Here is a 15,934-nt window from a genome sequence, read left to right as displayed (position 1 = left end):
CGCGGGCCGCAGCGCACCGGTCGTGATCGGCGCGAGCATCCCCGTCACGCTCGTCGCGGCCGTCGCCGCGCTGCTGCTGATCCGCCGCCCGCAGGCCGGCGACTGACATTTGCCGTTTCTTCCATGCGTGCCGTCAGAGCGCGCGATTACTCAAGGTCTGGAGACACAACGACATGAAAAAGAGCACCAGGAACGGCCTGCTGGCCGCCGGCGCATGCTGCGCACTGGCCGCGCCGGCGGCACACGCGCAGTCGAGCGTGACGCTGTACGGGATCATCGATACGGGCGTCGAATTCGTGTCGCACGCGAATGCGGCGGGCGACCACGTCGTGCGCATGCCGGCCGTGACGGGCGAACTGCCGTCGCGCTGGGGGCTGCGCGGCGCGGAGGATCTCGGCGGCGGCTATCAGGCGGTATTCACGCTGGAAAGCGGCTTCAACGTGCGCGGCGGCGATCTCGGCCAAGGCGGGCGGCTGTTCGGGCGGCAGGCGTTCGTCGGGCTGAAGGGCGGCTTCGGCACACTGGCGTTCGGCCGCCAGTACACGATGACCTACCTCGCGCTGCAGGGCGCGGACATCATCGGCCCCGACATCTACGGGCTCGGCTCGCTCGACGCGTACGTGCCGAACGGCCGCGCCGACAACGCAGTGACCTACATCGGCACGTACCGCGGCGTGACGCTCGGCGCCGCTTATTCGTTCGGCCGCGACAGCGCGGGCACCGGCAACTCGCCGGGGCAGGGCACGTGCGCGGGGCAGGTGCCGGGCCACGCGGTCGAATGCCGCAACTGGTCGGCGATGCTCAAGTACGACAGCGCGTATTTCGGTGCGGCCGCATCGTACGAGGAGCAGCGCGGCGGCACGGGCGCGGCCGCGAACTTCTTCGACGGCGTCGCACCGGTTGCCTTCGCGAGCAGCGCGGGCAAGGACGCGCGCGTGCACCTGAGCGCGTATGCGCAGGCGGCGGGCGCGCGGATCGGCGCGGGCTGGATCGGGCGACGCGTGTCGACCGGTTCGCCGGCCGCGGCCGGTGCGCATTCCGATCTGTTCTTCGTCGGGGCGTCGTATGCGGTCAAGCCGGATTTCGTCGTCGACGGCGAAGGCTACCGGATCGTCAACACCGCACACGACACACGCGCGACGATGGCGACGCTGCGCGCGACCTATCTGCTGACGAAGCGCACGTCGGTCTATGCGCAAAGCTCGTATCTGTGGAACAGCGCGCACGCACGCTATGCAGTCAGCGGCGGCGGTGCGGGCACGACGCCCGGCGAGGGGATGGGGCAGCTCGGCGCGATGGTCGGCATCAAGCACATGTTCTGAGTCAGCGGCCTGACGAACGGGAGTTATCTTGAACAGACAATCTGCATTCCTCTGCATTGCACCGATCGCCGCCGCGATGCTTACCGGTTGCGGCGGCGACGATTCGGTGAATTCCGCACCGACCCACCTGAGCGCCGCGACACCGGCGGCGATGGCGCAGACCTGCGACGCGCTCGCTGCGAAGCTCGCGTATGCGAACACGTCGTTCACGTCGGTGACGACTGCGGCCGCCGGCGCACTCACGGTGGCCGGCAAGCTGATCGCCGAGCACTGCGTGATCGCAGGGAAGATGAACGAGCGCGTGAGCACGGTCGACGGCAAGACCTATGCGATCGGTTTCGAAATGCGCTTGCCGAAGGCGTGGAACGGCCGCTTCTTCTACCAGGCGAACGGCGGGCTCGACGGCAACGTCGTGACCGCAACCGGCGAGATCGGCGGCGGCGGGCCGCTGACCGACGCGCTGAACCAGGGCTTCGCGGTGATCAGCTCGGATTCCGGGCACAGCGCCGCGCAGAATCCGCTGTTCGGCATCGATCCGCAGGCACGCATCGACTACGGCTACGGCGCGGTCGATGCGCTCACGCCGATGGCGAAACAGGTGATCCGGCTCGCGTACGGCAAGGCGCCCGACCGCAGCTATTTCGACGGCTGCTCGAACGGCGGCCGTCACGCGATGGTCACGGCGGTGCGCAACCCGGCCGACTACGACGGCATCATCGCGGGCGATCCGGGCTTTCATCTGCCGAAGGCGGCGGTCGGCGAGATGTACGGCGCGCAGCAGTTCGCGAAGATCGCATCGGCGACCGGGTCGAACGGGCTGCCGGATATCCGCAGCGGCTTCACCGATGCGGAGCGGCAGTTCGTCGGCGCGAAGATCGTCGAGAAATGCGATGCCCTCGACGGCGCGGCCGACGGGATGGTGCAGGACGTCGCCGCTTGCCAGGCGCACTTCAGCGTCGAGTCGGACCTCCCGACCTGTGCGAACGGCGCGCGCACGGGTGCGTGCCTGACGACCGCGCAAAAGACCGCGCTCGAGAACGTGTTCACGGGCGCACGCAACAGCGCGGGCACGGCGCTCTACGCGGGCTTTCCGTACGATCCGGGCATTGCCGGCAGCGGCTGGGCCGCGTGGAAGCAGTCGAATTCGATCACGCTCGACCCGGCCGCGATGGCGTTCACGTTCATGACGCCGCCGAAAACCGCCGCGACGCTCGCGAACCTGCCCGGTTTCGCGCTCGGCTTCGACATGGACAACGACGCGCCGGCTATCTTCGCGACCAGTGGCGTGTACATGCAATCCGCGTGGTCGTTCATGACGCCGCCCGACGAGACCAACCTGTCCGCGCTGAAGGCGCGCGGTGCGAAGCTGCTCGTCTATCACGGCACGGGCGACCCGGTGTTTTCGTTCGACGACACGCGTGACTGGTATGCGCGGGTCGCACAGGCGAACGGCGGCGATGCGTCGGATTTCGCGCGCTTCTATCCGGTGCCGGGGATGAACCACTGCTCGGGCGGCCCGGCGGCCGACCAGTTCGACCTGCTGACGCCGCTCGTCGCGTGGGTCGAGCAGGGGCAGGCGCCCGGGGCGGTGGTGGCCACCGTGCGCGATGCGACGAATGCGGTGCCGAATGCGGACGTGCCCGCATCGTGGGGCGCGGGGCGCACGCGGCCGCTGTGCCCGTATCCGCAGGTGGCGCGTTACAACGGGTCGGGCGACGTGAATTCGGCGGCGAGCTTCAGTTGTCGCTGACGTAGCCGTCGATGGGAGGCGGCCGGCGCATGCATTCGCGTGCCGGTCGCCTCATGTGTGCAAACGCTCACTTACTCGCCCGGTTCGACCGGCACCTCGAGCCCGACCTTCACGCGGCTCATGCTCACCAGCGTCTTGAACCGCTTCACGTTGTTGTTCGCGAAGAACAGCTCGCGCGTGAGCGCGTTGTACTGATCCATGTTGCGTACGGCGAGGATCAGCACGAAATCCCATTCCCCCGTCACGTAGTAGCACTGCTGGATCTGCGGGCAGCGCTCGAAGGTGCGTTTCATCGCGTCGAGCTGGTCGATCTGCTCGCTTTCGACTTCGACGTTGACGACGATCGTCAGCGGATGATCGACCTTGTCCGGCGCGATGACGGCCGTGTAACGCTCGATCACGCCGTCGTCCGCGAGACGTTTCAGGCGCCGGTTCACGGCCGCGGTCGACAGGTTGACGCGCGCGCCGAGCTCGCTTTGCGGCGTTTGCGCGTCGCGCTGGATTTCCATCAGCAGCTTGCGATCGAACGCATCGAGTGGGGTGGTCATGATGGTGCGTGAAGCCTCGAAAGAATGAGAAATTTTTGCGTGGTGGCCGCCGAATTGGCGATTTTATTGACCGGCATGCGCAATATTATTTTTCGAACCGGCGGCGCGTGCAACCCGTGCGCGCCCGACCCGAACCGACTCACGGAGTGCTGCCCGCCATGCTGATCGCCAACCCCCGCGCATCGCGCGCCGCCTATCCCCACGCGCTGCGCCGCGTGATGAACATCGCCTCGGCCGACGAAAGCGGCGCGTGGCTGTCGCACTGGCCGCTCGTCGGCAACGCGCGCACGCCGCTGCGCGCGCTTCCGGATCTCGCCGCGCGGCTCGGCGTCGCGAGCGTCAGCGTGAAGGACGAGTCGTGCCGCTCGCCGCTCGGCAGCTTCAAGGCGCTTGGCGCGCCGATCGCGCTGGTGCGGCTCGTGAAGCGCCTGCGGCGCACGCAGGATCTCGATCCGCAAGGTCTCGTCACGGGCCGCTATGCGGCGGAACTGGCCGACCTGACGGTGATCAGCGCGACCGACGGCAATCACGGCCGCGCGCTCGCCGCCGCCGCGCGCGCGATCGGCTGCGGGTGCGTGATCGTGTTGCACGCGAACGTCGAGGCCGAACGCGAACGCGCGATCTCGGCATACGGCGCGCGGATCGTGCGCATCGAGGGGAACTACGACGAGTCGGTCGTCTGCGCGGCGCAGCTTGCGCAGGCGAACGGCTGGTATGTCGTGTCGGATACGTCGTACGACGGCTACGAAGCGATTCCGCGCGACGTGATGCAGGGCTATGGCGTGATCGCCGCCGAGGCGGCCGCGCAGGCGGCGCAGGACGACGGGCGGCCGTTCACGCACGTGCTGCTGCAGGGCGGCGTGGGCGGCCTCGCAGCGGGCGTTGCGAGTTACCTGTGGGAGCGCGACGGCGTGCAGCGGCCGCATTTCATCGTGGTCGAGCCGCGCCAGGCTGATTGCCTGTATCAGAGCGCGCTGGCAGGGCGCGCGTCCAAGGCGACCGGCAGCGTCGATTCCGTGATGGCCGGTCTCGCGTGCGGCGAGGCGGCGCCGCTGGCGTGGGATTTCCTCGAGATGTGCATCGACTACTTCATGCTGATCGACGACGAAGACGCGGTGCAGGCGATGCGCGGCCTCGCGGCCGGCAGCGAACGCGACGTGCCGCTCGTGGCCGGCGAATCGGGCGCGGCCGGCGTCGCGGGGCTCGACGTGCTGATGCGCGACCCGGCGCTCGCACGGCAGGTGGGGCTCGACGTGCATTCGCGCGTGCTGGCGATCAATACGGAAGGCGCGACGGCGCCGTCCGTGTACCGGAGCTGCGTCGGCGAGACGGCCGACGCCGTGCTCGCACGGCAGCGAGACTGGCTGGACCGCGCGGCAGTGGCGGCCTGAACGACATCACGACCGATCCCGATCGACTACGACTGACGAGGCCAACGCCATGGACGCAATCGAAGAAAGCACGCTGCAGGGGCAACTGAAGACGTGGCGCCGCCATCTGCACCAGCATCCGGAGACGGGTTTCGAAGAGGTGAACACGTCGGACTACGTTGCGCGCATCCTGACGACGCTCGGGCTCGACGTGCATCGCGGGATCGGCGGCACGGGGCTCGTCGCGAACCTGACGGCCGGCACCGGCAAGCGCGCGATCGGCATCCGTGCGGACATGGATGCGCTGAACATCGTCGAGCACGCGCCGGGCCGCGAACATGCGTCGCGCACGCCCGGCAAGATGCATGCGTGCGGGCACGACGGCCACATGTCGATGGTGCTCGGCGCAGCGCAGCTGCTGGCCGAGCGCAAGGATTTCGACGGCACCGTGCGTTTCATTTTCCAGCCGGCCGAGGAGCATGGGCGCGGCGCGAAGGCGATGATGGCCGACGGGCTGTTCGAACGCTTTCCGGTCGACGCGATCTTCGGCGCGCACAACATGCCGGGCATGCGCGCGGGCACGTTCTCGACCCGGGCGGGCGGCATCATGGCGAGCGAGGACAACTTCGTGATCCAGATCGACGGGCGCGGCACGCATGCGGCGCGCCCGCACATGGGCATCGATCCGATCGTGATCGGCGCGCAGATCGTGCTCGCGCTGCAGACGATCGTGTCGCGCAATCTCGATCCGGGCCAGCAGGCGGTGATCTCGTGCACGGAGTTCATCACCGACGGGCTGCGCAACGTGCTGCCGTCGACGGTGACGATCAAGGGCGACACGCGCAGCTATTCGCGCGACGTGCAGGCGCTGCTGGCCACGCGGATGCGCGAGATCAGCGAAGGGATCTGCCGCACGCACGGCGCGACCTGCACGTTCGAGTACACGCACGAGTTCGCGCCGACGGTGAATTCGCCGGAATGGGTCGATACGGCCGTGCGGGCCGCGGCGCAGGTTGCTGGTGCGGATGCGGTGAATGCCGATGTGCAGCCGATGATGATCTCGGAAGACTTCGGCGCGTTCCTGCAGGCGGTGCCCGGCAACTTCGTGTTCATCGGCAACGGCGAGGCGGCCGGGCGCGGCGGCGTGCCGCTGCACAACGCGGGCTACGATTTCAACGACGAGATCCTGTCGATCGGCGCGCGGTATTTCGACGCAGTGGCGCGGCTCGCGCTGCGCGAGCCGCGCCACGCGGCCTGAAGAACGATCGCCGATCGCCGGCTTCCGAAACGGAACGCGTGATCGGCGATCGGAGCCGCTTGGTGCCGGATCGCGACGGTCTACCGGGTTAGCGCGTCGTAAACCTTGCGCCCGCTGACCCAGGTCTCATGCACCCGGATTTCGCGCAGTTGGTAATAGCTCCCTCCCGGCGTGGCCTGCAGGGGATCCTGTTCCAGGATCACGAGGTCGGCCTGCTTCCCTTCTTTCAAGGAGCCGATCTGATCGTCCAGGTGGCATTGCCAGGCCGCGTCGATGGTCACCGCACGCAGCGCTTCGGCCGGGCTCAGGCATTCGGCTTCATTCAGCACCGCCAGCTCCGGGTCGGCTTCCATGACCCGCCCGATTGCCTGGTCCATGTAACGTAATGGCCCGAGCGGGGAGACGAAGCGGTCGCTGTGCAGGCTGATGCGAAGACCCTCGCGCAGCGCCGACTTGCATCGATCGAGCTTCTGCGCGCGTTCTTCGCCCAGAATGGTCTTCTGGAATGCGCGCCCCCAGTAGCCGACATGGCCGATCAGGAAGCTGGGCGAGACGGACAGCCGCTTCATCGTGCGCAGGTCGTCGTCGCTGAGCAGCGACGCATGCTCGATCCGGTGGCGCAACTCGACCGGTGCCTGGCTGGGTTGGGGCGGGACTGACGGCGGGGGCGGAACTTTGCTCAGCGCCAGCTGGTAGGCAGCCAATACATTGGAGATGGCTTCATCGCCGTTGGCATGCGTCATGACCGGCCATTCCGCCGCGATGACTTCCTGCATGATCTGAGCCAGTGTTTCGACCGGGGAGAAGTTGAACAGGCCGTTCGGTCCCACGCCGGGAACACTGTGTTCATCGCAACACTTGTAGGGCTGGCGTTGCAGGCCGGTCAGCCCCTGGTTGGAGCCGTCGGCAATCAGCTTCATGGCCCGGATCGAAAACAGGGCCTCGGGCCTGCTGTCCAGTTGGGGCTTGAAGTGCTTCAGCCACATCGACCAGAGATCGTTGTTGCCGAACAGGGCCGCGCCGAGACGAACCGTCATCCATGGCGTTTGCGCGAGCGCCTTCATCACGACCACTTCGAAATACCCCATTCCCATTCCCAGGCCGGCATCGAACAGGGTGGTAATGCCGCGCTTGTTCGCGTCATACAACACGTCACGAATGCTGACGAGCAGATCGGCCGGCTTCGGTGACGGCATGCATTTCATCACCAGGTCGACCTGCGACTCGGTCAGCACGCCGTCGGGCTCGCTGTCCTGGAGGCCGGCGGCTTGCAACGCGGCGCTGTTGGCGTAGGCGAGATGCCCGGAGGCATTGACCAGGAACAGGCACACGTCCGTGCTGATCGTGTCGAGCCACGCACGGTCGAGGTTCAGCCATTCGCTCATCAGCGACGGATCGACGCCGATGCCGGCCACCCACTTTTCCTGTCGTTGCTTCGCATCGGCGACAGCCTTCCCGAGCTCCTTGCGGATAAACGCTTCGCCGTAGTCGTGACGCAACAGTTGATCTTCGAACGGCGACAGGTTGACCCACGGCTTGATCTGGAAAACCGCACTGGGCAGGATATGCATGTGCGGGTCGATCAGGCCGGGCAGCAAGGTCTGGCTGTCGTTGAGCGTCTGCTCGCGCGCGTCGGGGAAGGATGCCCGTACCCGCCGGCGTACGTCGTCCAGTGTCCCGACGGCGATGACCTTGTGGTCGGCGATACCCAGCGCGTCGACCATCCTGCTGGTGTCTTCCGGGTCCGGATAGATGCGTCCACCGTGAAAAATCACGGCTTCGGGCGCCCGGCGTGCTTCCGTCTGGCTCAATTCCTTGAGCAGATCCTGCCATTCGTGTTCGCCCTGGCCAAGGGCGGTTGCGACCAAATGAGGGCTGCAGCATGCACATCCGAGCTGGTGTCGATGGAACATGATTGAATCCTTTTTGGTTTCTGATGCGTTGGATTGATTTATTGTTCGCTGCCTATCATTTCGGAATTCGAAACATTTTGAAGAAAAAAGACATCAGGTATCGCGATACGGCATTGGTGCGACTTGCTTCGGGAACCCCGCCCGCGCATGACGCGGATGCAGCATTCGACGCGATGGTGCCGAGACCATGATGCGTCAATGCTGAATCGTATGTATAAACACGGCGTGCGTACGGATCAAGATCAAAATCCGTACACGTTCCGACGGCTTGCGGGATGCGCGCTGATCGGCATGAAAGTCACGCAGGCGGTGCGCGGCCCGGCCGGGTTCGGTTCCCGGCCGGGTCCGGTTCGGCGAATCCCCTGGGCCACGCTTGCCGCGGCGCTTTCGACGCGACCTGGACCTTGACCGTGATGCGCCGCCCGGACGCGCGGGCCCGAAACGGGCGCGACGGCGGCGATCTCGTGATGCGGTTCGTGCCCGCTGCGGCGTCGAGTGGCGACACGCAGGTCGGGGCCGACAGCGGGCCCCTTGGCCGGATGGCCCGCGGGCCGCGACCGGGGTAACGCAACGCGCATGGGCCGTTGCGTTACGCCGTCACACCAGTTCGCCGAGGCACGCGTCGAACTGCGTCACGAGCCGGTCGACATCGTCGGCCGTCGTCTGCGGGCACACGAGCATCATGTTGTGGAACGGCGTGATCAGCACGCCGCGATTCAGCAGGTACAGGTGCACGATGTGTTCGAGTTCGCTGTCGAGCTGCGCGCCGGCGAGCGTCCCGTTGCGCGGCGGCACGGGCGCGAATTGAAACTCGGTGCGCGCGCCGATGCGCGTCACGCACCACGGCAGCCCGTGCTTCGCGATTGCCTGTTCGAGCCCGGTCGCCAGCCGCGCGGCGAGTTCGAACATGTGTGCGTACGCCGCGTCGGTCGCGACTTCGGCGAGCGTCGCACGCATCGCATGCATCGCGAGCATGTTCGCGGTGAGTGTCGTGCCGATTCCCGAATGGCCGGGCGGCGCGTTCAGCTTCGCCTGCTTCGCGCGTTCGGCAAATTCCGCGCTGAACCCGTACACCGCGCACGGCACGCCGCCCGCGATCGGCTTGCCGACCACCAGCATGTCCGGCTCGAGATCGTGCGCGACCGCATAGCCGCCCGGGCCGCTGCTGATCGTGTGCGTTTCGTCGATCACGAGCAGCGTGCCGTAGCGGCGCGTCAGTTCGCGTGCGGCCTCCCAGAAGCCCGGATCGGGCAGCACCATTCCGATGTTCGTCATCGCGGGCTCGGCGAGCACGCAGGCGACATCGCCGCCTTTCAGCGCCGCTTCGAGCGCAGCCAGGTCATTGAATTCGACGACGCGCGTGTTCGCGAGCAGGTCGTACGACTGCCCGAGCAGGCTGTCGCGCTGCACGGGGCGGCCATCGACGAGGTCGACGAACACGTCGTCGACCGTGCCGTGATAGCAGCCGTTGAACACCACGATCGTATTGCGGCCGGTGGCCGCGCGCGCCCAGCGCAGCACGAAGCGGTTCGCGTCGCTCGCGCTCAGCGCGAACTGCCAGACCGGCAGCTTGAAGCGGCGCGCGAGTTCGCGCGACACCCACGTGGCGTCCTCGCTCGGCAGCATCGTCGTGTAGCCGCGCGTGGCCTGCTCGACGAGTGCGCGTGCGACCGGTTCGGGCGCATGGCCGAACATCGCGCCGGTGTCGCCGAGGCAGAAGTCCACGTAGCGATGGCCGTCGACGTCGGTGAACGTCGCACCGCGCGCTTCCTTCACATACAGCGAGAACGGTGTCGACCAGTCCTGCATCCAGTGCAACGGCACGCCGAACAGCAGATGCTCGGACGCTTCCGCGGACAGCGCGCGGGAGACCGGCATGGCTTCGGTGAATGCGCGGCGCTCGCGATCGAACAGCGCGCGGGCGCGGATGAGGTCGACTCCGTGACGGGAAGGCAAAGGCAGCTCCTGGGCTGTGAAGGTACGGAGACGATAGCGCGGGCGCCGGGGGGATGAACAGGGGCGGAATTACGGAGGCGGGTTGGCGGTGGCGGGGCTGACAGGGCGAGGCCAAGGCGCAGACATTTTTTTAAAAGTTTTTGCGCATAAACCGGCGAGGGTCGGTCTGGCCGGTTTTATTGCATGGAAAGTTGGTGGGCGCTCACATTCTTGGCGCCCGATCGGAGGTGGGCGAGGTGGGCACAAGGACACATCTGGCTGCGTCTCACGATGCCCGTTCGCCACCGTATCGCGTTACGCCAGCGTCTTGACCATGTGGTGTTCGTCGTAAAACCGCCCGTCGACGAACAGCGACCTTGGCTCCGTACCGAAGCGCACGAACCCCTGCGACGCATACAGCCGCTCTGCGTTGGCGTTGACCTCGTTCACGCACAGCATCAGCTGCTTGCATTCCCACTCGTGCGCCGCGTGCGCGGTCGCGCTTTCGAGCAGCGTCTGCGCGATGCCTTGCCCGCGATACGCGGGATCGACGAACACGCCCCAGATCGTCGCCTTGTGCGCGATCTTCACGCGCGCATCGCGGCGCACGCCGGTGATGCCGACGAGCGTGTCGCCGTCGAACGCACCGAACACGGCACGTTCACGGGTCGGCGTGATGCGCGTCGCGAATTCGTCGACCGGCACCTGCGATTCTTCGTCGAGCGTCGGCAGAAAAGAGGTGGGGGCGGTGTCGACCGCACGCAGGCGAACGGTCTGGAAACGGGCGGCGTCGGCCGCATCGAGCAGGCGGGTCGTGATCGTCATCGGGGGAGTTCCGGTGGAGGGCAGCACGGGCGATGCGCGCCGCATCGGGCGGCATCTCGCCTATGCTAATCGGATTCGGGCGCCCGCGTCGCCGGGTTCGACGCATCGTGTTTGTTACGGGTGATGTGTCGCGAGCATCGAGCGATGCGCGACGTCGGAATGATCGAGCGCGCGGATGCCGTATCGGCCGCCGCGCCGACGTGGGTACGTGGGACGTGCTTGCCGCATGCCGCTCTCTGGCGGCTTACCTCCGGCACGAAGCGCAGCGCGCAGCGGGGTGATGCAACCTACGAGCGCCCGCCGGTCCGTGCGCTCGCGGCCGCGTTGATGGCCGCCCGCGCATCGAGCAGGCCACGTCCGGCAGGAATCACTCGGCAGGAGCGCGTCGTCTTGGCGATTTCCGGGAACCGCGCGGTGCGCTTCAGGATGTCCGCGATATCGCGCGGCGACAAACCCGGGTTGACCGCCAGCATGAGCGACGCCACGCCGGACACCTGCGGTGTCGCGAAACTCGTGCCGTTCGCCATCCCGAAACTGGCTGCGCCGGGTGTGCGGGCACCGTCGTTGGCCAGCGAATAAATGCCTACCCCCGGCGCGCTCAGCGTGACCCGCGGATGCGTGTTGCTGTCGAATGCACGACGGCCGGTGTTGTCGCTCGCCCCGACCGAAATTACGCCACGGCAGTTCGCCGGCATGTCGATCGCGTTGCTGCCGTCGTTGCCGGCGGCCGCCACGACGGTCACGCCTTTCGCGAGCAGATCGTCGACCGCATCCTGGAACGTGCGGCTGCACGTGCCGGCCGAGCCGAGGCTGAGGTTCACGACTCGCGCGGGATGCGGATTCAACGGCACGCCGGCGACGGGCAGGCCCGCGGCCCAGCGCATGCCGTCGACGACGTCGCTCGTCGGGCCGCCGCCCTTGCCGAGCACGCGGACCGGCAGGAGCCCGCCATACCAGTTGATCCCTGCGATGCCGATGCCGTTGTTCGCCGCGGCGCCGATGATGCCCGCGACGCGCGTGCCGTGCCAGCTGCTGTCCTGTAAGGGCCAGCCCTGGAACGGTCCGCCGGCTGACACATCTTCGGGCGAAATCCAGTCGCCCGGATCGTCGGCACGCGGCCCGCGAGGCACGCCATTGGCCGCGAGGGGGCTGCTGACGAAGCTATATCCGGGCAGCAGGTTCGCCGCCAGCTCCGGATGGGGCGTGACGCCGGTGTCGAGCACCGCGGTGACGATTTCCCGCTTGCCCTGCGTGATGTCCCACGCGCCGGGCATGCGGATCGACACGTCGCCGTCGTGCAGATGCCATGTATCGCGGTAGTGCGGATCGAGCGGCTCGGCGCTGGCGCACACCGGTGTATCCGGTTCGGCATACTCGACTTCCGGATCGTGCATGAGTTCGGCCGCCAGTGCGGCAGCGGACGCCGTCGTGCCGCTGGCGGTCAGGACCGCACTGCCGCCGGACATCAGTCGCTTGACGTCGAGCCGCACCGGGAGCCCGCGCGGTGCGTTCGCGCTGCTGCGCGCATTGATTCGGTCGACGACGCGCTTCAGCGCGGCAACGTCGGCCGTCGTGTCGCGCGGCCCGAGGCCGAACGCCGAAGCGGTGCCGGACGATGACGTTCGAAGCTTCACGACCAGCTGATTCGTCTTCACGTTCAATGCAGACCCGTCCGCTGCCACCATCGACGTGTCGTCGGCGTAGCACTGCTGGTGCCACGTGTCGTCGTCGGCGTGGCCGCCGGAACCGTTGCCGGGTTCGGACGGCTCATGAATGGAGGAATCGTCGACCGCGCCGGGCGAATTGCCGGAGGTGCCACCGTCGCCGCCACCTCCGCATGCAACCAGCAATGCCGGAAGCAACGAGACGGTCATGCCTTTCATCGTGCGAGACTGCATCAAGCGATTAAATAAGGTATCCATATCAATGCCTTCGGTGTTGATGGGTTGAAAAACGGTTCTCGCGCGAAGATCACCCGAGACAGGGGTGTTGCTGCGGAGATGAGTGCGCAAATGCGGCGCGATCCGGGGCACGGCATTCGGTACGTGAGCGTTTTGGCGCTTGCGTGCCGCCGCCCCGTTCAACGCTCAGAAAGTCGCGCGCGGCTTCTCGAATGTGTCGACAGTTTTCGCGATGTCACATGCACGACGATAAATCGTGGTGTCGGGAAAAAATCATGTGGACTGCAAAGCGATCGGGTCTGCCGCGGTACACAATCAAATTCCAGAACGTCGACGTAACGGCCGGACGGAACCGCTCATGGCCAGGCCCATTCGACCTTCAGTCGGGCGATGAAAAGACACGACGGCGGGCAAGCTTGCCCGGCCGGCGGCAACGACATGGCCCTACGGTGATCAAGGAGTGGCACGCGGTGCGGCAACTCGTGGGCATGTGCCCGTCATGCGTGCCGTGCTTCGGCATTGCTGATCGATGCGCCCGAGGGCCCTTGGCGTGTTCGGCAAGCGGGGGAAATGACTTGATCTCTACGCGACGCGGCTGAAGATTGGTCGTGCAGTAGCAACAGCCCGAAGTATGCGTGAGCGAGCCGGTCGCGGGTATAGGACGCGTCCTAAATTTAATATGGACCTTTAAGCGGCCGATGTGCAGCCGCCTGTCGCGCATCGTTCCGCCACCGGGCCGTCACCTGGCGTAGAGGCCGATGCAGCAAGGAAACGGGTGGCGCAATGTGGTCCTGGGACGGTCCGGCGGACGCGTCATTCGATCCAATCGTCTGCGGATTTGTCGTGGGTGAGCGCGCGAGCGAATTCAATCCGTCACGCGTAACCGATGCAATGGGCGACGACGGTTGTCGAAGCCGACGTGTCATCGGGGGGAGTCCGGTTTTAGGGGCGCGCTGGCGGCCGGGGCCACGGGATGCAGCGTGTCCGTCCGGACGGGAATCCGGCCGTCGCGCGACCGCGTGCGGCGCGTCACGTGCCACGCGCTGCACGTTACCTGCCACGGCCGCGTGCCTGAATCCAGATGTTCAAATCACGTCGCGCGGCCGCTTTGCATCGCCGTCGACGCAGCACGCGAGCACCTCGGCATCGGCGTCGCCGAGGCTCAGGTAGACGTGCCCGACCGCGCTGTCGAAATACAGGCTGTCGCCGGCGCCGAGCCGGTACGCATGGCCGTTCTCGAAGCGCAGCTCCAGCTCGCCGCTCAGCACGAACACGAACTCCTCGCCGCTGTGCCGGATGTAGTCGGCGAAGTCCGACAGCTTGCGCGCATGGATCCGCCCGCGCACGGGCACCATCCGCTTGCCGGTCAGGTCGTTCGCAAGCATCCCGTACGCATAGTTCGGCGTGTCGTAGACCATCTGCTGGCCGGCCGGCGTGAACGACGGCGTCATCGCGCCGGCGGGCGCGGGGCGGCCGAACATCGTGTCGAAGTCGAGCGCGAGCGCATGCGTGAGCGCCGCGAACTTGTCGTAGGTGAGCGCGATGTCGCCGCGCTCGGCCTTCGAGATCGTCGACACCGCGATACCGGAGCGCTCGGACAGTTGCGCGAGCGTCAGGCCGCGCGACTTGCGCGCGTCGCGCAGCCGCGCGCCGACCGTCTGGTGGTCGAGCTGCGGCGCGGCGTCGGTGGGCGGCGGAACGGGGACGGTGGATTTGGGCATGCGGATACGGGGCGCGACGTGCGTGACGTGAATACGGGTTTTGTCGTATACGAGAATAAATTTTCTCGTATATGATAATTTTCGTCGAAATCGCCGACGGTGGGCGTGACGGCCACTCTAGCATCGGACGACGCGAAACTCGCGGGGCCGGTGCGGCCGGCGTGAACGACACGTGTGCGTATCGGCGCAGCTCGCCCGTGCGGCGGTTGCCCGATCCGGCGCACGGCAGCGGTCTTTCCCAGTCATTTCCCCGGCTGTTCGTGGCCGGGCTCGCGAAGGTGGAATCCATGTCCAGTGAAATCAAACGTCTGCAGACCGGCGCACGCATGAGCCAGGTCGTGATCGCGAACGGCTTCGTCCATCTGGCCGGCCAGGTGCCCGATACGGCCGGCGCGCCGATCGCCGTGCAGGCGACCGAAATCCTCACGCGCATCGACGCGCTGCTCGCCTCGGCCGGCGTCGACAAGACACGCGTGCTGACGGCCAACGTGTGGCTCAGCGATGCCGCGCACTTCGACGCGTTCAATGCGGTGTGGGATGCATGGGTGCCGGCCGGCCATGCGCCGACCCGCGCGTGCGTGCAGGCGTTGCTGATGAAACCCGGTCTCGACGTCGAGATCGCCGTGACGGCGCTCGCCTGACGCCGGCGCCGCCCGTCCCGAGGAGCTCCCGATGACATTCGACACGCTCGTCCTGGGCGGCGGCATGATCGGCGTGTCCGTTGCCGTGCACCTGCAACAGCGCGGCCTGTCGGTCGCGCTCGTCGACCGCAAGGCGCCCGGCAACGAGACGTCGCTCGGCAATGCCGGGTTGATCCAGCGCGAAGGCGTGTATCCGTATGCGTTTCCGCGCGGCTTCGGCACGCTGCTGAAATACGCGTGCAACCGCTCGCCCGACGTCCGCTATCACGTCGGCGCGTTGCCGAAACTGATTCCGTTCCTGTACCGCTACTGGCGCAATTCGCATCCGGCGCGCCATGCCGAGATCGCGCGCGCCTATGCGCCGCTGATCGAACACTGCGTGACCGAGCATCGTGCGCTGATCGAGGCGTCCGGCGCCGGCGCACTGCTGCGCGAAGGCGGCTGGCTGAAGGTGTTCCGCACGGCCGCGACGCGCGATGCCGAAACGCGCGACGCCGAGCGCTGGCGCGCCGAATACGGCGTGACCTTCGATGCGCTCGATGCGGCCGCGCTGCGCGACGCGGAGCCGAACCTGAGCCGCGCGCTCGTCGGTGCGCTGCGCTATCCGGACTCCGATTCGATCAGCGATCCGAATGCACTCGTGACCGCGTATGCGCGCCGCTTCGAGCAACTCGGCGGCCGCATCCTGACCGGCGACGCGCTGACGCTGTCGGCCGCGAACGGCTGGCGCGTCGACACCGCGCAAGGCGC

12 protein-coding genes are annotated in these 15,934 nt (G+C 67.0%); 6 read left to right on the top strand and 6 right to left on the bottom strand.

Going from position 1 to position 15,934, the window contains the following annotated elements; genetic code table 11:
- Positions 1-173: 173 nt before the first annotated feature.
- Positions 174-1,322, top strand: coding sequence for a porin (locus G3N93_RS19005; protein WP_206133709.1), 1,149 nt, complete (start codon positions 174-176; stop codon positions 1,320-1,322).
- 28 nt (positions 1,323-1,350) lie between these two features.
- A complete protein-coding gene (locus G3N93_RS19000) occupies positions 1,351-3,072 on the top strand; it encodes a tannase/feruloyl esterase family alpha/beta hydrolase (protein ID WP_206133708.1) in 1,722 nt (573 codons plus the stop codon).
- Positions 3,073-3,143: 71 nt separating this feature from the next.
- Here the strand turns inward: G3N93_RS19000 and G3N93_RS18995 are convergent, their stop codons facing one another.
- On the bottom strand, positions 3,144-3,620 hold the full coding sequence (locus G3N93_RS18995) for an Lrp/AsnC family transcriptional regulator (protein ID WP_174984902.1): 477 nt from the start codon (positions 3,618-3,620) through the stop codon (positions 3,144-3,146).
- A gap of 158 nt (positions 3,621-3,778) precedes the next feature.
- On the opposite strand from G3N93_RS18995, the gene G3N93_RS18990 reads away from it, so the two are divergent.
- Both G3N93_RS18990 and G3N93_RS18985 read left to right on the top strand, forming a co-directional pair.
- Positions 3,779-5,011: a diaminopropionate ammonia-lyase gene (locus G3N93_RS18990; RefSeq protein ID WP_206133707.1), complete on the top strand. Its 1,233-nt coding sequence runs from the start codon at positions 3,779-3,781 to the stop codon at positions 5,009-5,011.
- A 49-nt stretch (positions 5,012-5,060) separates the two neighbouring features.
- Positions 5,061-6,248 carry a M20 aminoacylase family protein gene (locus G3N93_RS18985; protein ID WP_206133706.1) on the top strand — a complete coding sequence of 396 codons (1,188 nt, stop codon included), beginning with the start codon at positions 5,061-5,063 and terminating at the stop codon, positions 6,246-6,248.
- A gap of 80 nt (positions 6,249-6,328) precedes the next feature.
- On the opposite strand, the gene G3N93_RS18980 is transcribed toward G3N93_RS18985, so the two are convergent.
- From G3N93_RS18980 to G3N93_RS18960, 5 genes are all read right to left on the bottom strand, one after another.
- Positions 6,329-8,161 carry an amidohydrolase gene (locus tag G3N93_RS18980; protein WP_206133705.1) on the bottom strand — a complete coding sequence of 611 codons (1,833 nt, stop codon included), beginning with the start codon at positions 8,159-8,161 and terminating at the stop codon, positions 6,329-6,331.
- Positions 8,162-8,758: 597 nt separating this feature from the next.
- Complete coding sequence (locus tag G3N93_RS18975) at positions 8,759-10,117, bottom strand: aspartate aminotransferase family protein (RefSeq protein ID WP_174941877.1); 1,359 nt, start codon at positions 10,115-10,117, stop codon at positions 8,759-8,761.
- Positions 10,118-10,411: 294 nt separating this feature from the next.
- Positions 10,412-10,921, bottom strand: a complete 510-nt coding sequence (locus G3N93_RS18970; protein ID WP_174940574.1) for a GNAT family N-acetyltransferase — start codon at positions 10,919-10,921, stop codon at positions 10,412-10,414.
- A 287-nt stretch (positions 10,922-11,208) separates the two neighbouring features.
- Entirely contained in the window at positions 11,209-12,795 is a 1,587-nt protein-coding gene (locus G3N93_RS18965; RefSeq protein ID WP_241026595.1) for a S8 family peptidase, read from the bottom strand.
- 1,112 nt (positions 12,796-13,907) lie between these two features.
- Positions 13,908-14,543 (bottom strand): helix-turn-helix domain-containing protein, encoded by a 636-nt coding sequence (locus tag G3N93_RS18960; RefSeq protein ID WP_206133703.1) that lies wholly within the window; start codon positions 14,541-14,543, stop codon positions 13,908-13,910.
- A 287-nt stretch (positions 14,544-14,830) separates the two neighbouring features.
- Between G3N93_RS18960 and G3N93_RS18955 the strand changes: the two genes are divergently transcribed.
- Entirely contained in the window at positions 14,831-15,184 is a 354-nt protein-coding gene (locus G3N93_RS18955) for a RidA family protein (protein ID WP_043186509.1), read from the top strand.
- 31 nt (positions 15,185-15,215) lie between these two features.
- Positions 15,216-15,934, top strand: a 719-nt coding sequence (locus G3N93_RS18950; protein ID WP_206133702.1) for an FAD-binding oxidoreductase, incomplete at its 3' end; no start/stop codon positions are given.

The sequence above is a fragment of the Burkholderia sp. Se-20378 genome, from assembly GCF_017104665.1.
In the GTDB taxonomy this organism is placed as follows: Bacteria; Pseudomonadota; Gammaproteobacteria; order Burkholderiales; family Burkholderiaceae; genus Burkholderia; species Burkholderia lata.
Note: the sequence above shows the minus strand (reverse complement) of the source record. Positions and strands in the feature narration are given on the sequence as shown.